This is a genomic window from Streptomyces sp. GL_141 (assembly GCF_057834385.1).
The window spans coordinates 549426-567519 of the sequence record NZ_CM174402.1 but is presented as its reverse complement, the minus strand read 5'-3'; the positions used below and the strand labels follow the sequence as shown (position 1 = coordinate 567519).

The following is an 18094-nucleotide window of genomic DNA, read 5'->3' as shown; positions in this document are numbered from 1 at the left end:
GCCGTGCCATCCATGACTCGTACCTACCTCGTCACCGGAGCCGCCTCCGGCATCGGCCGCGCCACCGCCGACCGGCTGCGCGCCCAGGGCCACACCGTCATCGGCGCCGACCTCAAGGGCGCCGACATCGAGGCCGACCTCGCCACCGCCGCGGGCCGCGCCGCCCTCGTCGCCGCCGCCACCGGCCTCACCGGGGGCCGCCTGGACGCCGTCGTCGCCTGCGCCGGCATCGCCGCCTTCGATCCGCTGACCGTCCGGGTCAACCACTTCGGAGCCGTGGCCACCCTGGAGGGCCTGCGCCCGCTGCTCGCCGCGGGATCGGCCCCCCGCGCCGTCGTCGGCTCCTCCGTGGCCTCGATCCACCCCGCCGACCCCGCCATCGTCGACGCCGCACTGGCCGGCGACGAGGAAGCGGCCGCCGAAGCCGCCATGCGCGAGGTGGTCGACGCGAGCGTTCCGATGCCCCTGCACGGCCACGCCACCGCCGCACAGGTCGCACCGCTGCTGGACTGGCTCACCGCCCCCGACAACACCCACGTCACCGGCCAGGTCGTCTTCATCGACGGCGGGGCCGACGCCGTACTGCGCGGGGACGGTGCCTGGTGAGCGCCGACCGGTCCGGGGACTCCGGACCTGTCGTGACCGCCCGCGAACTCGTCCGGACCGCCGTCGTCCCGGCCGCCCCGGATGCCGTCTGGGAGCTCGTCGGCCGGTTCGGCGCGCTCGACGCGTGGCACCCGTACGTACCGAAGGCCGCCATCGAGGGCGGTGGCGACGCCGAACGGCCGGGAGCCGTACGGGTCTTCAGCATCGACGGGACGGTCGTCGCCCGCGAGGAGCTGCTCGCCCGGGACCCCGCCGCGCGCGTGTACTCGTACGCCGTGGTGGAGAGCCTGCTCCCGCTCCGGGAGTACGTCGCCACCCTGGCCGTACGCCCCCACCCGCTCGGCAGCGAGATCGTCTGGTCCGCCCGCTACCTCGCCGACGAGGAAGTCGCCGCCCAGGTCGAGGAGATCTTCGGCGAGGGGACCTACGGCGGCGGGCTGGCCGCGCTCCGGGGGCGCTTCACGGAGTGAACGGCCCCCGGCCCAACTGCTCGCGGACCGGTACCACTTCGGGGTTCACGAGGGAGCGCCGCTGCCAGTTCGCCCCGTCCACCACCAGGGTGTGCCCGGTGATGAAGCGGGCGTAGGGCGAGGCCAGGAAGGTGGCGGCCCAGCCCAGTTCGCGCGGCGCGCCGACCCGCAGGGCGGGCTGCCGGGCGTCCTTGCCGTCCGGGGCGGCCCGCTCCAGGCCGCCCCGGATGTCCTCGGTCATGTCAGGGTGCGGGAACAGCCCGGGTACCAGGCCGTTGATCTGGATGCCGTACGGGCCCCACTCGACGGCGAGGGTCTCGACGAGGTTCTTCACCCCGGCCTTGGCGGCGGCGCTGTGCGCGTAGCCGGGCCCGCCGGTCCAGGCGTACGAGGCGCCGATGTTCACGATGGACCCGGCGCTGCCCGCGGCGAGGTGGCGGCGGCCGAACTCCCGCGTCACGAACCAGGTGCCGGTCAGCGTGATGTCGACCACCGCCCGCCAGGCGTTCGGGGACAAGTCCTCGGCCGGGCAGGGGAAGTTGGCGGCAGCGTTGTTGACGAGCACGTCCGGGACCCCGCCGAAGGCGGCCCCGGCCGCGTCGAAGACCTCGGCGACCCGTTCGGGATCGCGGATGTCGCAGACGGCGGCCGTCACCCGGCCCGCTCCGGGGACGGCCGCCAGCTCTTCCTGAGCGGACTTCAGCTGCTCGATCCGGCGGCCGGCGATCACCAGGTCCGCGCCGAGCCGCGCGAACTCGGTGGCGATGGCCTTGCCCAGCCCGGTCCCGCCGCCGGTCACGAGCACCGCCCGGCCGGTGAACGTACCGGGCGGCAGCGCGGCCGAACCGAGTGGCGGGGGTGCGGGCAGGCCGCGCAGCGGGTTTTCCGGTCGGCCATCGATGTTTTTCATGCGGCCATCGATAGCGTGCGCACGCTCAGATCGCCATGGCCCGGACGGCGGCCGCTCGCCCGGGCCCGCGGGCCGCTTCCCCGGGCCTACGGCTGCGGCAGGTACGCCTGCTCGCTCGCGCAGGTCCAGACGACCGGCCTGAGCTTGCCGTTCGCGTTCACGGCCGATCCGCCGACCCGGTCGCCGTCGGAGACCGCCTCCGCCGTGCTGGCGCCGTTCGGCGAGAGCCGGGGGAGCGCGAGGACCGGACCGGAGCCGGGCCACAGCTGTGCCTGGTCGGGCAGGGTCTGCGATTCCGGGTGGAACTTGGCCGTGCCGACGCTCACGCCGGTCGTCGGGCTGATCGCCTCGAAGGTGCCGTACGGGTGCGTGCTCAGCACCCCGGGGGAGGAGGCGGGGCCGGTGTGCGGCGGGGTCCAGACGAACGGCTTGTACTCGTGCCACGGGCCGAGCCAGTCGTAGCCCACCACCCGGCCGCTCTCGTCCATGTCCTGCACGTAGCTGTCCTCGAACCCGCCGGCGCCGCTCGGCGCCAGGGCCCGGGCCGGCGAGCCGTCCGCGGGCCAGATCAGCGGATGGTTCCACCACTTGTGCTCGCCCGTCTCGGGCACCTCGTAGTCCTGCTCCACCAGCCCCAGGACGTCGCCCGCGGTGTTGACCGCGGTGACCATCCTGATGCGTGTCCCGGGGCCGCTGTCGGCGGGCAGCGGGAGCTCCCGCACCTTCAGGCCGTCCTTCCAGACCGTGCCGGTCCCCTGTGCGGTGGTGGAGACGACGTATCCGGCGTCGTTGACGTCCGCCTCGATGCCCGGCCGGCCGCTTCCCGGCAGCGGGGTGACCGCCGGGTCCCCGGCCCGGTAGGTGAAGAGGTAGCCGGTCTCACCGGTCACCCGGCCCAGCATCAGCCCGCTCCGGTTGACGGCGATCACCTCGCCCGTGCGGGTGGCGTCGCCCAGCGGGACCCGGTGGAGCCTGGTGCCGGTCCAGTACACCGGCTTGCCGCCGGAGACGCCGACGGAGAGACGGCCGGGACCGAGGTCCAGGACCCCTTGCGTCGGCGTCGTGTCCGGGACGTAGGTGTCGGGCGCCAGATGTCCCAGTACCTGTATCTTCGGCGTGCACTTCGCCTCGGCGGCCGCGACCGGGCCCGCCGCGGTGACCAGACCCGCCAGGACGGCGGCGGCAGCGGTCGCGGACGTGCTTCTTCTCATGCGGCGGTTCCCCCTGGACTCGTGGACGCGTGGAGCTGCGTACGCGTGGGTGCGCGTACGCGTGGAGTGGACGCGCGTACGCACGGACGCGTGCCGTTCCCCGTCAATTCGTGACACGTGCACGCCACATGCTGCCCGAAGGTGTAGCGGAAGTGGCCGGATTTACGGCAGTGGTTGCGGAGGATCCGGATCCACGGACCGGATTCGGGGTTCTCGTCCGGTCCCACCGGTTCACAGCAGTGCAAGCGACCGCTTAGTATGCCCGCGAGGCGTGGTTCCCGTCGGCGGCTGGAGGCCCCGGATGCAGGCATGGCGAGTACACACCCCCGGCGAGCCCCGCGAGGCCATGCGCCTCGAAGAGGTTCCCGAACCGGTCCCCGGCGAGGGCGAGGTGAGGCTCAAGGTGCTCGCCGCCAACGTCAACTTCCCCGACGCGCTGCTCGTGCGCGGCCAGTACCAGATCCGCCCGCCGCTCCCCTTCACCCCCGGCGTCGAGATCTGCGGCGAGACCGACGACGGCCGCCGCGTCATCGCCAACCCGAGCCTGCCGCACGGCGGTTTCGCCGAGTACGTCACCGCCCCCGCGCGCGCCCTGCTCCCCGCCCCGGACACCCTCGACGACGCCGAGGCGGCCGCCCTGCACATCGGCTACCAGACGGGCTGGTTCGGCCTGCACCGCCGGGCCCGGATCCAGGCCGGCGAGACCCTCCTCGTGCACGCCGCCGCCGGCGGGGTCGGCAGCGCCGCCGTCCAGCTCGGCAAGGCCGCCGGAGCCACCGTCATCGGGGTCGTCGGCGGCAAGGCCAAGGCGCGCGCCGCCGAGGAGCTCGGCTGCGATCTCGTCATCGACCGCACCAGTGAGGAACTGGTCGCCCGCGTCAAGGAGTTCACCGGCGGACGCGGGGCCGACGTGGTCTACGACCCGGTCGGCGGCGAGGCCTACACCGCCTCGGCCAAGTGCGTGGCCTTCGAGGGCCGGATCATCGTGGTCGGCTTCGCGAGCGGCACCATCCCCGCGCCCGCGCTCAACCACGCCCTCGTCAAGAACTACGCGATCCTCGGCCTCCACTGGGGCCTGTACGCCGCCAAGGACCCGGCAGCGATCGCCGCCTGCCACGCCGAGCTCACCCGGCTCGCCGCCGACGGCTCCATCAAACCGCTGGTCAGCGAACGGGTACCGCTCGCCGGAGCCGCCGACGCCGTACAGCGCCTCGCCGACGGGACCACCACCGGCCGGCTGGTCGTCGTACCGGCCCTGGACGCCACGCTGCCCGCCCCCACCGCAGGGGGCTCCCGATGACGGCCGCCGCGCTCACCGCCGACCAACTGCTCGTCCGCGTACGGGAACTGCTCGCCGCGCACCCGCCCGCCACCACCGCACCCGCGGTGTTCCTCGGGGCCCGCTTCGACGCCGGACTCGCCTGGGTGCACTACCCCGAAGGCCTCGGCGGCCTCGGTGCGCCCCGCTCCCTGCAGGCCGTCGTGGACGCCGAGCTGGAGGCGGCCGGAGCCCCCGACAACGACCCGCGCCGGATCGGCATCGGCCTCGGCATGGCCGCGCCCACGATCCTCGCGTACGGCACCGAGGAGCAGAAGCGCCGCTTCCTGCGCCCGCTGTGGCTCGGTGAGGAGGTGTGGTGCCAGCTCTTCAGCGAGCCCGGCGCCGGCTCCGACCTCGCCGCCCTCGGCACCCGCGCGGTCCGCGCGGCGGATGGCGATGGCAAGGGCGAGGCCGGCGGCGACTGGGTGGTGGACGGCCAGAAGGTGTGGACCTCCAGCGCCCACACCGCCCGCTGGGCCATCCTGATCGCCCGCACCGACCCGGCGCTGCCCAAGCACCAGGGCATCACCTACTTCCTCTGCGACATGACCGCCCCCGGCGTCGAGGTGCGTCCGCTGCGCCAGATCACCGGCGAGGCCGAGTTCAACGAGGTCTTCCTGACCGGCGTCCGGATCCCCGACGCCCACCGCCTCGGCGAGGTCGGCCAGGGCTGGGCGGTGGCCCGCACCACCCTGATGAACGAACGCGTCTCCATCGGCGGCATGCGGATCCCGCGCGAGGGCGGCATGATCGCCCCGGTCGCCGCCGCCTGGCGCGAACGGCCGGAGCTGCGGACGCACGACCTGCACCAGCGGCTGCTGGAGCTCTGGGTCGAGGCCGAGGTCGCCCGGCTGACCGGAGAGCGGCTGCGCCAGCAGCTCGCCCAGGGCCAGCCCGGGCCCGAGGGCTCGGGCATGAAGCTGACCTTCGCCCGGCTGAACCAGGAGATCAGCGGGCTGGAGGTGGAACTCCTCGGCGAAGAGGGCCTGCTGTACGAGGACTGGACCCTGCGCCGCCCCGAGATCGTCGATTTCACCGGCCGCGACGCCGGCTACCGCTACCTGCGCGCCAAGGGCAACAGCATCGAGGGCGGCACCAGCGAAATCCTCCTCAACATCGTCGCCGAACGCGTCCTCGGCCTGCCCGCCGAGCCGCGCGACGACAAGGACCTCGCCTGGAAGGACCTGGCCCGATGAGCTCTCCCGCCGCGGCTCCGCTGGACCTGCTGTACTCCGAGACCGAGGAGGAACTCCGCACGGCGGTACGGTCCCTGCTCGCCGCCCGCTGCGACGCCGCGGCCGTCCTCGCCCGGATCGAGGGGGCCGGACCCCACGACCCCGAACTGTGGCGGCTGCTCGCCGCCGGGATCGGTGCGGCGGGACTCCTCGTACCGGAGAAGCTGGGCGGGCAGGGGGCCGGCCACCGGGAGGCGGCCGTGGTCCTGGAGGAGCTCGGCCGGGCCGCGGCGCCGGTCCCGTACCTCACGAGCGCGGTCCTGGCGACGGAGATCCTGCTCGGCTGCGAGAGCGCGGAGTCCGCCGACCTCCTGCGGGAGATCGCCGCGGGCCGCCGCGTCTGCGTGCCCGCGCTGCCCCTGACGCTGGCCCCGGGCGCACCCCTGCCGGCACCGGTCCGGGACTCCGGGTCGGGCTCGCTCGGCGGGAGCGTCGGCTCCGTCGCCGACGCCGTCTGCGCGGACGTGCTGCTGGTCCTCGCCGACACCGGGCTGTACGCCGTACCGGCCGACGCGGCGGGGGTCTCGCTGACCCCGCTGGTGGCGCTGGACCTGACCCGCCCGCTGGCCACCGTCGACCTCGACGGAGCCACCGGAACCCGGCTCGCCGACCCGGCCACCGCCCGCGCGGCCATCGCCGGAGCGCTGCTCTCCGGGGCCGGGCTGCTCGCTTCGGAACAGCTCGGGATCGCCGAGTGGTGCCTGACGGAGACGGTGGCGTACCTGCGCACCCGCCACCAGTTCAACCGGCCCCTCGGCTCCTTCCAGGCCATCAAGCACCGCCTCGCCCGGCTGTGGCTGGACGTGGCCTCCGCCCGCGCGGCGGCCCGCGCCGCGGCCGACGCCCTCGCGACCGGAGCCGCCGACGCGCCGCTCACGGTGGCGGTGGCCCAGGCCTACTGCTCGGGCGTGGCGGTCCGGGCCGCCGAGGAGTGCGTACAGCTCCACGGAGGCATCGGGATGACCTGGGAACACCCCGCGCATCTGTACCTCAAGCGCGCCAAGGCCGACTCCCTGGCCCTGGGCACGGCCGGCCACCACCGGGGCCTGGTCGCGGACTTCGCCGAGCTTGCGGCGCCGTAGGAGGCGAGCGGGCCGCTACCCCAGGAACGCCGCGACGGCCGCCGCGAACCGTCCGGCATCGTCGACCCAGGGGTAGTGGCCCGCTCCGGCCTGCACCGAGAGCGCGGCGTCGGGGAACAGCCCCGCGAGCTCGGCCGTCGAGCGCGGGGGACTGTTCAGGTCGAACTCCCCGGTGAGCAGCAGGACGGGTGCCCCGAAGGCGGCGAGCGCCGCCCGGGTGGCCTGCGGGGTGAAGGCGCCGTCGGAGCCGAAGCGGGCGACGGCCTCCCGGTTGGCCGGCAGGCCGGCGGCGTGGTGCTCCCGTGCCGCGTCGTCCCACCGGCCGCAGAAGAGGTGAGGGCGTCCCAGTCGCTGCCCGCACCCGCGGAGACGGCCTCCAGGGCGGCGAACGCCGCCGGGAACCACGGCTCGTCCTTGCGGAGCCGCGCCAGTTCGAGCCGCGTCGCGCCGGTGACCTCGATCCCGACGGCCCGGGTGCTCGGTCCGATCAGGGCGAGCTTGCCGATGTGGCGGGGGTACCGGGCCGCGTACCCCATGGCGACGTTCGCCCCGGCGGAGTGGCCGAGCAGGTCCGTCCGGTCCAGCCCGAGGTGTGCGCGCAGCGCCTCCAGGTCCTCGACGAGCCGGTCGCAGCGGTAGGAGGCGGGGTCCTCGGGAACCGCCGACCGGCCGGTGCCTCGGTGGTCGAGGAGGATCAGCCGGCGGTGGCGGGAGAGGCCGCCGAGGTCGCCGAGGTAGCGGGAGTCCGTAGGTCCTCCGGGGACGCAGACGAGCGGGTCGCCGTCTCCGGCCGTGCGGTAGGAGAGCCGGGTTCCATCGGGGGCGCAGAAGGTGGGCATGGACGTAGCCTGCCAGCCATAACCCAGTTGTACAACCTGGTTATGACGCATGTTCCCAGCGTGCGGTTCCGGTGTATAACCGAGCTATGACAGGTGAAGAGGGCGTGCGCCGGATCCCCGAGTCGCTGACGGAGGAGCAGGCCGGGCGGATGCTGGCGGAGATGAACGAGGTCATCCGCGCGGGCGAGGAGATGCGCAAGCTCCGCACCGAGATGATCAAGGTGTTCACGGGCCTCGGCTGGACCCAGGACAAGATCGCCCAGCTCACCGCCATGAGTCAGCCGGCCGTGTCGAAGCAGGTGGCGAAGTACAAGGCGGAAGACCCGCTCCCGCCGATCGGGCTCTCCCTCGACCAGGGTGACGCCCCGTGGCTCGAAGGGCGGCTGTGGGGCCTGGCCGAGGAGATCGCCGAGGCGTACCCGGACACCGCGCGCTGTGCCCGCCACGTCGACGCCATCGCCCGGGGTAAGCGGCGCTTCACGCCCCGGGACGTCGACGAGCTGCGCCGCCTCGTCGAGGAGGACCTGAGACTGCACCGGGAGGACCTGCCCGGCGGCTACCGGGAGGCGTACGACGCGATCAGCCGCGGCCTCGACGTCCCCTCGGGGGCCACCGCGGACACCCCGGCCTCCGTGCGCCGCACCCTCGCCCACCGGATCCAGCGCGACCGGCTCGGCGACGGCGCCTGACGGCACGGGGGCCGCGCACGGCCGCGGTGGCGCGCCAACGTGCCGAGGCGCCGACGTGCCGAGGCGCCGACGCACCGAGGCGCCGACGCGCCGCGTTCCGGCCGAACGGCCGATGCGGGCCCGCGATCGGATCGGGCAGCCTCTACGGGTCCCCCCGTACGCCGCCCCAGAAGGAGGCGCCATGCTGCACGCCCTCTACCTCCTCGGCATCGCCGCCTTCGCCGCCTCCGGCGTCCTGGCCGCCCACCGGGCCGACATGGACCCCTTCGGCGGGCTCGTCCTCGCCTTCGCGGCCAGCATCTCCGGCGGGACCCTGCGCGACCTCATCCTCGGCCGGCACCCGCTCTACTGGACCCACGACTGGGTGCTGCTCGTCCTCATCGGGACCGTCGCCGTCGCCACCATGCTCTACCTGCGCCGCCGCGAGCTCCCGCACCGCGCGCTGATGGTCGTCGACGCCGTCGGCCTCGCCGTGGTCACCGTGATCGGCGCCCGCGCCGCCATCGACGCGCACGTCACCCCCGTCGCCGTGCTCATCCTGGCCGTCCTGACGGGCGTCACCGGCGAGGTCGTCCGCGACGTGCTCTGCGGGGAGTTCCCGCCGCTGCTGCTGCGCGAAGAGGTGTACGCGACGGCCGCGCTCGCCGGGGCGCTCTCCTACCTCGGCCTGCACTGGGCCGGTGTCCCGGACACCGTCGACATCGTCGTGTCGGCCGGGCTCGTCTTCGCCCTGCGCATGACCGCGATCTTCCGCGATCTGCACCTGCCCCGGCTCCAGCGCACCGCGGTCTGACGTCGCCGTCGAGGGTGTGGCGAAAGGCTGAAAACGGGCTTTTCCGGCATTGTTCTCGGGAAGGGCGGTCACAGCCGCCGCGAACCGCGCCCCGAGGAGTCTCAGCGTGTCCGTACCGGAGACGATCCCTCACCTGCGCGTCGTCCCCCGGTGGATGCGGAAGCACACCCCGCTGCTGGGCCGGCTCCTGGAGCAGCTCGCAACGGTCAGGGTGCTGGACTGTGCGACCAGGCTGGCGGCCCAGGCCTTCCTCGGCGCGGTGCCGGCCATCTTCGTCATCGCGGCACTCGCACCCGACTGGCTCCAGCAACAGCTGGTCACGTCCATCCGTACGACACTGGGGCTCACGGACGCCGCACTGGACCAGGTGCAGTCGGTCTACACCGCCGCCGATGCCACGGCCGTCGCGAGCACCGGCGGGGTGGGAATCGTGGTGACGCTGCTGTCGGCGACCGCGTGCAGCCGGGCCCTTCAGAAGACGTGCGAGCGCGCCTGGCACCTGCCCAAGGCCAAGGCCCGGGTCGCCGCCTGGCGGTGGCTGGCCTGGCTCGTCGTCTGGCTCGTCGCCCTGCTGTTCCAGGGGTTGGTGCAGACGGCGTTCGGCACCGGACCGATCACCGGTTTCACCCTCGCCGTGGTCAGCGGCACCCTGCTGTGGTGGTGGACGCAGCACCTGCTGCTCGGCTCCCGGATCCCTTGGCTGCCGCTGCTGCCCGGCGCGCTGCTGGCCGGGTTCGGGGAGCAGCTCCTGACCGTGGCGTCGAGGGTCTACATGCCCCATGCCGTGGATCGCAGTCTGCAGCAGTTCGGCAGCCTCGGCTCGGTCTTCGTCCTGCTGTCCTGGCTCATCGGGTTCTTCATCGTGGTCACCCTCGCCATCGCCGTCGGGTACGTGGTGGCCCACGAACCGCTCCCGGCGGCCTGGCTCCGCACGCCCGCGGACCCCGAGAAGCCGTGACGACGCGCGGCTACCGCTGTCCGGCGCGGTCGGCGAGCTCACCGCGGTCACCGCGGTCGGCGCAGCGGCCACCGGCCGCGAGCAGGGAGAGGACGGCGAGCACGGCCAGCAGGACGAGGGCCAGCAACAGGACGGTGAGCACCGTCGGGTGGTTCCACAGCGCGAACACGAGCACGCAGACGAGCAGGACGCCGATGGTGAGCCGGCTCCGCTGCGCCTGCACCCAGGTGCCGACCCGCCCGGTGCGCACGCCGTGGGCGGCGCCCCAACCGGCGGCGGAGTCGGCCGCGCGCTCGGCGCCGCCGCGCAGGCCCCGCGGCAGGCGGCCCGCGCCGGAGAGGTAGGCGCCGAGCGCCACGACGACGCCGAGGACCAGCGCGGTCCGGATGCTCACCCGCAGGAACCGCACCAGGGTGTCGAAGACCGCCGCTGCCGCCGCCGGCGACTGGACCTGCGCCGGAAGGTGGTCGAGGTAGTAGTGGCGGGCGACGACCAGCCCGATGCCGAAGACGAGGCAAGCGGCGGCCGCACCGAGCGTCGTGGTCACCAGGGCACGCCGACGGCGCCGGGCGAGCAGCACTCCGGCGCCGCCGAGGACCACCGTGAGCACGGGCAGCCAGTTGCCGACGACGTCGAGCAGGTGGACCGCACCCCGGATCTTCTCCAGCTTCTCGGACTGCAGGAGCACCATCTGCTTGTCGACATCGGGGATCTTCTCGGCCGGGGACAGGCCGGCCTCCACAAGGTCCTGTTTGACGGTTTCCACGGCGGCGCCGACATCGAGGGTGACGGTGCCCCCCTCCACCCCCACCGCACCGCGGCCCTCACCGGTCAGGGCGTGCACCACCGCGGCGTGCGCGGCACGGTTGGCGGTGGTCCACACGGTCTCGAACCGGTCGCTCTCGACGAACCGGGTCGCCACCTTGGAGACGGCCGCGTCCGCGGCCGAGTCCAGCTGTGGACCCAGCGCCTTGACCGCCGTCCCCACGCGGGGCGGCAACCCCTGGGCCTCCAGCCACTTCGCCAGGTCCGACGTGACCTGGGCGCCGTCGACCCGGACATCGGCGGCCTCGGTGATGCGGTGGACGGCCGCCGCCTCGATCGCCGGATCCGAGGCGAGCGGGGAGACGGTGGACACGTAGCGGTCGGTGTCCAGCACGATGTCGTGCACCCAGACGGTGAGCAGGGAGACCGGCACGAGGATGCAGGTGAGCGTGATCAGCACGGCCGAGACCGAGCTCGGGACGATCCGCCTGCCACGTGCACCCGTTCGACCCGGTGCGGACACTTCGTCGGGGGAATCGGACGGCACGCTCATGGCACTCCCGGGGACGAGGCACGACAGGACGTGCGTGTGTCCCATGGGACACACAGGGCCGCCGGATCCGCGCGTTCGGTTGGGCCCACCGGGTGATCCGCGCCGCCGGTGGCGACCCTCTCCTCCTACAACCACATGAGGCAGTGGGGGTCTACTCGGTGACCTCGCCCGCCGCGCCGCGTTAGACCCGTAGCCACCGGCCACCGAGCGAGGGAGACCGTATGTACGCAGCACCACTCACCCGACGCGCGGTCCTCCGTACGGCCTTCACCGCGGCCGTGTTCGCCGGCACGGCCGCGGCGCTGGCCCCCGTACTGCGCGCCCGCCGACCCCGGCAGACGCTCACACCGGCCCCGCTGATCCCGGCGGGCGAGGAGACGTACCGCGGCCGGCACATCGCCGTCGACCCGGCGGGGACCTCCGTGCGCATCGACGGCCGCGCCCTGCACGTCATGCGCCGCTCCGACGGCACGTACCTGAGCGGGATCAACCACTTCCAGTCCTACGCGACCCCGCTGGAGCTGGCCCGCGCGGCGGTCGACGAACTGGGCACCACCCAGCTGGCGTTCGCCGCCGCACACCACGGGGGACAGGAGTAGCAGGGCGTGTACACCCGGCAGAACCAGAAGAACCTGACCAGTGCGCAGAAGAAGCGCTTCACGGCTGCCGTGATCGAGCTCAAGCGCAACGGCACCTACGACGCGTTCGTCCGTACCCACGACAAGTACTTCGTCCCCGACCGGGACCGCAAACTGCGCGTCGGGCACATGTCACCGTCCTTCTTCCCCTGGCACCGGCGCTACCTGCTGGAGTTCGAACGCCAGCTCCAGGCCGTCGATGCGGGCGTCACCATCCCGTACTGGGACTGGACCACCGACAACAGCCCGGCCTCCTCCCTGTGGGCGGAGGACTTCCTCGGCGGGACCGGCCGCGCGAGCGACCGCCAGGTGATGACCGGCCCGTTCGCCTACGGCACGGGCAACTGGACGGTCACGGTCGGCATTACGGAGGCCGCCTTCCTCACCCGCAACCTGGGCCGGCCGCAGAACCCGATCAGCCTGCCGACCCCGGCCGAGCTCCAGTGGGCGATGGACGACCCGCTGTACGACAGTTCCCCCTGGGACTCGACGGCCGGGCGCGGCGGCTTCCGCAACAAGCTGGAGGGCTGGGCCGCCCCGAAGAGCGAGAAGTGGCGCAACCACAACAAGGTGCACCAGTGGATCGGCGGCCACATGACCGGCGGCACGGCCCCCAACGACCCGGCCTTCTGGCTGCACCACGCCTTCGTGGACCTGCTCTGGGACCGCTGGCAGCAGCGGCACCCGGCCTCCGGCTACCTGCCCGCCGCCCCGCTCGCACTCGGTGACCTCCAGCGCGGCCGGGTGATCGCCCTCGACGAGCCGATGCCGCCGTGGGACGTTACCCCGCGCGAGATGCTCGGCCACCAGGGGATCTACCGCTACGAGTGAGCCCCGGCGACCTGGGCGAGCGGCAACACCAGGACACGAGGAAGGGCCCCCGCCGTCCGGCGGGGGCCCTTCGGGTCATCGGGCGATCAGCCGCCGTAGTTGCCCTCGGTGTGGTGGTCACCGTCGTGGCCCGACGCGTTGATGCAGGTGTTGCCGAACGCCGGGTTCAGCAGGCCGATCACGTTGACGGTGTTGCCGCAGACGTTGACCGGGACGTGCACCGGAACCTGGAGCAGGTTGCCCGACAGGACACCGGGGGAGCCGACCGCCGCACCGTGCGCTCCGGCATCGGCAGCCGCCAGACCCGCACCGGCGGCCAGGGCGCTACCGGCGGCAGCGGTGATGACGAATGCCTTCGCGATACGCGACATCAAGATCTCCTAGGAAAGGAATTGGGGGTGCCGCAGACAACGAAAGCTGCGGCGTTTGACATGGCATACAACGCGGAGAGAGCCCAAGGGTCACGGCCGATGGGCCGCCGGTGATCGCCGACTGCCCGGTGATCCCGGACCACCTGCCGATTCCGGACTACGGCGCGGCCGAGAAGCGGGCGGAGGAGAAGTAGCGGGGCACCTGCTTGACCGCGCCCGGCGCCAGCACCTCCACCGGGATGCCCGCGCAGCCCGGCTCCCGGTACAGGGTCACCGAGCGGCCGGTCTTGTTCGTCACCGCCCGCCCGCCGCCGCCGAGGGCTTCCACGCAGCCCTTGGGGGAGTCGATGCCGTGCGGGCGGTCGTCCGTGCCGAGGTACTGGAAGGCGGGCCCGACGGCCGTCGGGGTGCCGAGGGCGGCGGTCGGGCCGTCGGCCGCGTACGCACTGCCGCCGGCCGCCGCTCCGGCCGTGGCCGTGGCCGCCAGCAGCAGGACGGGGACCGATCCGGCCCGGACGAGGCTCCGAATGGTGTGGGGGAGAGACAGGGATCGCATGCCCCGCCCAACCCGGCGCGCCCGGGGCGGGGTCACGCCTTGTCACCCCGCGCATGCCTGTGCGACCGTGCGACCGGCGCCGTGCGGAACACCGGATTCAGCGGCTCCGGGGGATCCAGGACGGTGGATCCCGACCCGAGGAGCCCCGTTCCGAGGGGGCTCCGACCCCAGGAGCCTCTCCCCGAGGAGCCCCGACCCCAGGAGGACGTGATGACCGCAGCGGCGAGCGAGAACCCGGGCCCGGACCGGGACCGTCCCCGTTCCCGCCCCCGGGTGCGGACCGCCTACGGCGAGGTCGAGGGCAGGACCGGGCCGGGCGGCATCGCCGTCTTCCGGGGCATCCCCTACGCCGCCCCGCCCGTCGGAGCCCGCCGCTTCGCCGCGCCCGAGCCACCCGAGGCCTGGGCGGGGGTGCGCGACGCGGGGGAGTACGGCCCCACCGCGCCCAAGGTCCCCTACCCCGAGGCGTTCGCCGCGCTGCTGCCGGACCCCGAGGTCCCCGGCGACGACTACCTGAACCTCAACGTGTGGACCCCGGCCCCCGTCGGGAAGGAGGCGCCGTCGGCCCCGCTGCCCGTCATGGTGTGGATCCACGGCGGCGCCCTCACCCGGGGCTCCTCCGCCGTGCCCGTCTACGAGGGCTCCGCCTTCGCCCGCGACGGAGTGGTGCTCGTCTCCGTCAACTACCGCCTGGGCGTCCTCGGCTACGGCCTCTTCCCCGACGCCCCCGTCAATCGCGGGCTGCTCGACCAGATCGCCGCCCTGGCCTGGGTGCGGGACAACATCGCGGCCTTCGGCGGCGACCCCGGCCGGGTCACCGTCTTCGGCGAGTCCGCCGGTGCCATCAGCATCGGCGCCCTGCTCGCCGCACCCCGCGCCGAGGGCCTCTTCCGGCAGGCAGTCCTGCAGAGCGGCGCCCCCGAGGTACTGCCGCGGGACCGGGTGCGCACCATGGTCCGGCGGATGGCCGCGCTGCTCAAGGTCCCCGCCACCGCCGAGGCCTTCACCCAGGCCGCCCTGCCCGATCTGCTCGCCGCCCAGGCGGCCGTGCTGCGCCGCTCCTCCCCGCTGCTCGGCGGCCCCGCCTTCGGCCTGGTCGCCGACCCCGGGACGCTGCCGCTCGATCCGCTCGAAGGGGCGGCCGCGCGGGGCGACGTACCGCTGTTGCTGGGATGGACCGCCGAGGAGTACCGGCTCTGGCTGGCCCCGACCGGCACGATGCGGCTGCTGGACCGGCTGGGGCCGCTGTCCGTGGCCCTGGGCCGGATCCGCTCCGGCAAGGACCGGGCCGCCGTACGGGCCCTGCGCGCCGAGCGGTCCGGCGCGGGACCGGCCGACCTCCTCGGCCACCTGCTCACCGACCGGCTGCTGCGCGATCCGCTGCGCGCGCTGGCGGGGGCGGCGGGGCGCAGCGCACCGAGCTTCGTGTACGAGTTCGCGTGGCCTTCCGGGGTGCCGGGCCTCGGGTCCTGCCACGCGCTGGAACTGGGCTTCGTCTTCGACACCCTCGACGTCCCCGAGGCTTCCTGGCTGGCGGGGCCGGACGCCCCGCGGGAGCTGGCCGGGGAGATGCACGCGGCCTGGGTGCGCTTCGCCGTCGAGGGGGACCCGGGCTGGGCGCCCTGGAACGGCGACGGCCCGCCGAAGGTGTTCGGCGGGCCGGGGCGCGAGCAGCCGGCGAGCGCGGAGCCCGGGCCCGGGGAGACGTGGGCCGGGGAGGCGGCGCGGGTCGGCGCGGTGCCTACTCGACAGGTCCTTCCATGACCTTGCTGATGAACTGGATCGGCCCCTCGCCCATGTTGGGGACGTAGGTCTTGGCGTTGTGCTGGCCGCCCTGGATGATCTTCAGTTCGGTGTGGATCGGCCCCTTGCCGTAGGCGGCGATGAACTTCTGCACGTTCGGCAGGGTGTTCTTGTTGCTCTCGTTGGTGCCGACCTGGAAGGCCAGGTAGACGTCCGGGCTGCCCTTCTTGTCGATCAGTGCCTTGGCGAGCAGCTCGGGGTTGTTCTCCGCCTTCTCCTTGTCGTGGCCCGTCCACAGGGAGGAGTCGGGGACGATGTCGGGGCCGGAGCAGATCGCGGCCTTGAACTTCTCCGGGTGCTTCAGCACGGCCTTCAGGCTGGCGAAGCCGCCGGTGGAGGAGCCCATGTAGGCCCAGCCGTCACGGGACTTGACCGTGCGGAAGTTCTCCCGCACGAGGTCCGGGACGTCGTCGGTCAGCCAGGTGCCCATCTTGGGCTGGCCCGGGATGTCGGAGCCGTCCCAGTAGACGCCCTTGTCGTCCGGGCCCGGGTTCAGCACCGGCATGGCCAGGATGAAGGGCTTGCTCTTGCCCTCGGAGTACCACTTGCTGATGCTGGTCTGCAGGCCCAGGTCGGTGCCCATCCAGTAGTTGTTCGGGTAACCGGCGCCGCCGGGCAGCGCGATCATGACCGGGAAGCCGCTCTTGGCGAACTTCGGGTCGTTGTACTCCTTGGGCGCCCACACCCAGACCTTGCCCTTGAAGCCGGACTTCTTGCCGGTGATCGTGGTGACGGCGACGTGCGTGCCGTCCGGCAGGGTCATCGAGTTCTTGAAGTCGGCCGCCGGGCCGGTGGGCATCGACATCTTCGAGTTCGGCGGCGGGGTGACCGCCGTTCCACCGGTGTCGCCCCCGGCGGAACCGGACGGCGGCAGCTGCCCGAAGGAGACGGAGTCGCCCTTGTCGGTGAAGGGCGGTATCTCGTAGTGGCTCATCACGAGCGAGGCGACGGCCGCGAGCGCGAGGACGGAGGCGCCCGCGATCACCCACCGCCGGACCCGGGACGGCCGGCGCGGCTCCTCGGGGGGTGGCGGCAGCGGCTGCCCGTACTGATGCCCGTACTGCTGGTCGTACGGCTCGCCGTAGGGCTGCTGCTGGTAGGGCCCTTCCGAGCGGTACGGCTGCTGCTGTCCGTCGGGTGCGTGCGACATGTGCGGTTGCTCTCCGGCTGGTGCTGCCCCGTGGGGGCGGGGTGGGACTGCTTTCGATCGAAAGATGAGCGTACGTGCCCACGGGTTCCCGATTTTTACCTCTCTTGGGGTTCCGGAGAGGAGCGCGTTGCCCGGCACGACAAGGGCGCGCCGGGTTCCGGTCTGGTCACCGCTTGTCCCTGGCCTCTGCGCATGCCGATCGGTACGGTACCTCCGCGCCGCCCCAGCCCCCTGTCCGGAGGTAACGCCCGTGTTCGGTACGCCCCTCCAGCGCCGGATCCTGATCCTGCTCTCCGGCGTCCTCCTGCTCGCCGCCGTCGGTACGCTCGCCGTCGTACGGGCCTCCTCGCGCGCCGAGGAGAAGAACCGGGTCCAGGCCGGCGGGCCGCCGATCGCCCGCGGCGAGGTGTCCCTCGCCGCGGGCGTCGGCGGGCGTCGGATCGTCTTCCGGAACATGGCCTGGGGGCCGCACCGCGACGAGCTCGCCACCGCGGCGGCCGGCGCGCCCGAAGGTCCGCGTACCGCCTCCGGGGTCAGCTGCCTGCGCTTCCACGCGGCCGCCGGCACGGGGGTCTGCCTCCAGGCCGACAAGGGCGGGGTGCAGGAGGGCTACAAGGCGGTGGTCCTCGACGCCCGGCTGAAGGAGGTCGCCACCCGCCCGCTGGCGGGCATCCCGACCCGGGCCAGGGTCTCGCCCGGCGGCCACCTGGTCGCCTGGACGGTCTTCGTGGGCGGGGACTCGTACGCCGGTACGAATTTCTCGACCCGGACTTCCCTGCTGGACCTGCGCAGCGGGACGTACGACGCCTCGCTGGAGGACTTCACGATCCACAAGGACGGCAAGACGTACCGCAACGCGGACGTCAACTTCTGGGGGGTCACCTTCGCCGCCGACGAACGGACCTTCTACGCGACGCTCGCCACCGGCGGTCGGACCCACCTGGTCCGCGGCGACCTCGCGGCGCGCACGGTGACCACGCTGCGCGAGAACCTGGAATGCCCGTCCCTGTCGCCCGACGGGACCCGGCTGGTGTTCAAGAAGCGGGTGCCGGGCCTGTCGCCGGACGCGCCGTGGCGGCTGTACGTCCTGGACCTCGCCACGATGGCCGAGGCTCCGCTCGCGGAGGAGCGCAGCGTCGACGACCAGGTGGTGTGGACCGACGACAAGACCGTCGTGTACTCGCTGCCCGGGGACTTCGGCGCCGACCTGTATGCCCTGCCCGCCGACGGCGGCGGGGCCCCGGTCCGGCTGATGACCTCGGCCCTCGCCCCCGCCTTCCTCGGCTGACACCGGGAAGAGGGGGCGGGGCAGG

Annotated in this window: 18 protein-coding genes and 1 pseudogene; 12 read left to right on the top strand and 7 right to left on the bottom strand. The window is 73.4% G+C overall.

Features of this window, described 5'->3' with window-relative positions; translation table 11 throughout:
• The first annotated feature begins 12 nt into the window (after positions 1 to 12).
• On the top strand, positions 13 to 606 hold the full coding sequence (locus AC3IX6_RS02450) for a Rossmann-fold NAD(P)-binding domain-containing protein (protein WP_489368514.1): 594 nt from the start codon (positions 13 to 15) through the stop codon (positions 604 to 606).
• Complete coding sequence (locus AC3IX6_RS02445) at positions 603 to 1076, top strand: SRPBCC family protein (protein ID WP_489368513.1); 474 nt, start codon at positions 603 to 605, stop codon at positions 1074 to 1076. The genes AC3IX6_RS02450 and AC3IX6_RS02445 overlap by 4 nt, the downstream gene beginning before the upstream one ends.
• Here the strand turns inward: AC3IX6_RS02445 and AC3IX6_RS02440 are convergent.
• On the bottom strand, positions 1066 to 1986 hold the full coding sequence (locus tag AC3IX6_RS02440) for an SDR family oxidoreductase (RefSeq protein WP_489368512.1): 921 nt from the start codon (positions 1984 to 1986) through the stop codon (positions 1066 to 1068). The two genes, AC3IX6_RS02445 and AC3IX6_RS02440, sit on opposite strands and share 11 nt — an antisense overlap.
• 86 nt (positions 1987 to 2072) lie before the next feature.
• Positions 2073 to 3197 carry a hypothetical protein gene (locus tag AC3IX6_RS02435; RefSeq protein WP_489368511.1) on the bottom strand — a complete coding sequence of 375 codons (1125 nt, stop codon included), beginning with the start codon at positions 3195 to 3197 and terminating at the stop codon, positions 2073 to 2075.
• 301 nt (positions 3198 to 3498) lie between these two features.
• Here AC3IX6_RS02435 and AC3IX6_RS02430 point away from each other — a divergent pair, with 301 nt between their 5' ends.
• Genes AC3IX6_RS02430 through AC3IX6_RS02420 form a run of 3 tightly spaced genes read left to right on the top strand, consistent with a single transcriptional unit; the run spans position 3499 to position 6835 of the window.
• Entirely contained in the window at positions 3499 to 4497 is a 999-nt protein-coding gene (locus AC3IX6_RS02430) for an NADPH:quinone oxidoreductase family protein (protein WP_489368510.1), read from the top strand.
• Positions 4494 to 5714: an acyl-CoA dehydrogenase family protein gene (locus AC3IX6_RS02425; protein ID WP_489368509.1), complete on the top strand. Its 1221-nt coding sequence runs from the start codon at positions 4494 to 4496 to the stop codon at positions 5712 to 5714. The genes AC3IX6_RS02430 and AC3IX6_RS02425 overlap by 4 nt, the downstream gene beginning before the upstream one ends.
• Positions 5711 to 6835 carry an acyl-CoA dehydrogenase family protein gene (locus AC3IX6_RS02420; protein ID WP_489368508.1) on the top strand — a complete coding sequence of 375 codons (1125 nt, stop codon included), beginning with the start codon at positions 5711 to 5713 and terminating at the stop codon, positions 6833 to 6835. The genes AC3IX6_RS02425 and AC3IX6_RS02420 overlap by 4 nt, the downstream gene beginning before the upstream one ends.
• 15 nt (positions 6836 to 6850) lie before the next feature.
• Here the strand turns inward: AC3IX6_RS02420 and AC3IX6_RS02415 are convergent.
• Positions 6851 to 7674 (bottom strand): annotated as a pseudogene (locus AC3IX6_RS02415) (alpha/beta fold hydrolase).
• An 86-nt stretch (positions 7675 to 7760) separates the two neighbouring features.
• On the opposite strand from AC3IX6_RS02415, the gene AC3IX6_RS02410 reads away from it, so the two are divergent.
• The 3 genes from AC3IX6_RS02410 (at position 7761) to AC3IX6_RS02400 (ending at position 10114) form a co-directional block, all read left to right on the top strand.
• On the top strand, positions 7761 to 8363 hold the full coding sequence (locus AC3IX6_RS02410) for a sigma-70 family RNA polymerase sigma factor (RefSeq protein ID WP_489368507.1): 603 nt from the start codon (positions 7761 to 7763) through the stop codon (positions 8361 to 8363).
• A 181-nt stretch (positions 8364 to 8544) separates the two neighbouring features.
• Positions 8545 to 9156: a trimeric intracellular cation channel family protein gene (locus AC3IX6_RS02405; RefSeq protein ID WP_489368506.1), complete on the top strand. Its 612-nt coding sequence runs from the start codon at positions 8545 to 8547 to the stop codon at positions 9154 to 9156.
• Positions 9157 to 9262: 106 nt separating this feature from the next.
• Entirely contained in the window at positions 9263 to 10114 is an 852-nt protein-coding gene (locus AC3IX6_RS02400; protein ID WP_489368505.1) for a YhjD/YihY/BrkB family envelope integrity protein, read from the top strand.
• A gap of 10 nt (positions 10115 to 10124) precedes the next feature.
• Here AC3IX6_RS02400 and AC3IX6_RS02395 read toward each other — a convergent pair whose 3' ends face one another.
• Positions 10125 to 11339, bottom strand: coding sequence for a hypothetical protein (locus tag AC3IX6_RS02395; protein WP_489368504.1), 1215 nt, complete (start codon positions 11337 to 11339; stop codon positions 10125 to 10127).
• Between the two features lie 314 nt (positions 11340 to 11653).
• Between AC3IX6_RS02395 and AC3IX6_RS02390 the strand changes: the two genes are divergently transcribed.
• Entirely contained in the window at positions 11654 to 12031 is a 378-nt protein-coding gene (locus tag AC3IX6_RS02390; protein ID WP_489368503.1) for a tyrosinase family oxidase copper chaperone, read from the top strand.
• 6 nt (positions 12032 to 12037) lie between these two features.
• Positions 12038 to 12901 carry a tyrosinase family protein gene (locus AC3IX6_RS02385; protein ID WP_489368502.1) on the top strand — a complete coding sequence of 288 codons (864 nt, stop codon included), beginning with the start codon at positions 12038 to 12040 and terminating at the stop codon, positions 12899 to 12901.
• 86 nt (positions 12902 to 12987) lie between these two features.
• On the opposite strand, the gene AC3IX6_RS02380 is transcribed toward AC3IX6_RS02385, so the two are convergent.
• Positions 12988 to 13272 carry a chaplin gene (locus AC3IX6_RS02380; RefSeq protein WP_327302678.1) on the bottom strand — a complete coding sequence of 95 codons (285 nt, stop codon included), beginning with the start codon at positions 13270 to 13272 and terminating at the stop codon, positions 12988 to 12990.
• 157 nt (positions 13273 to 13429) lie between these two features.
• A complete protein-coding gene (locus AC3IX6_RS02375; RefSeq protein WP_489368501.1) occupies positions 13430 to 13828 on the bottom strand; it encodes a hypothetical protein in 399 nt (132 codons plus the stop codon).
• Between the two features lie 210 nt (positions 13829 to 14038).
• Here AC3IX6_RS02375 and AC3IX6_RS02370 point away from each other — a divergent pair, with 210 nt between their 5' ends.
• Positions 14039 to 15592: a carboxylesterase/lipase family protein gene (locus AC3IX6_RS02370; RefSeq protein ID WP_489368500.1), complete on the top strand. Its 1554-nt coding sequence runs from the start codon at positions 14039 to 14041 to the stop codon at positions 15590 to 15592.
• On the opposite strand, the gene AC3IX6_RS02365 is transcribed toward AC3IX6_RS02370, so the two are convergent.
• The gene (locus AC3IX6_RS02365; RefSeq protein ID WP_489368499.1) at positions 15570 to 16781 is read right to left on the bottom strand and encodes an alpha/beta hydrolase; all 1212 of its coding nucleotides are present in this window, start codon (positions 16779 to 16781) and stop codon (positions 15570 to 15572) included. The two genes, AC3IX6_RS02370 and AC3IX6_RS02365, sit on opposite strands and share 23 nt — an antisense overlap.
• A gap of 250 nt (positions 16782 to 17031) precedes the next feature.
• Here AC3IX6_RS02365 and AC3IX6_RS02360 point away from each other — a divergent pair, with 250 nt between their 5' ends.
• A complete protein-coding gene (locus tag AC3IX6_RS02360; RefSeq protein ID WP_489368498.1) occupies positions 17032 to 18069 on the top strand; it encodes a TolB family protein in 1038 nt (345 codons plus the stop codon).
• The last annotated feature ends 25 nt before the right edge of the window (positions 18070 to 18094 follow it).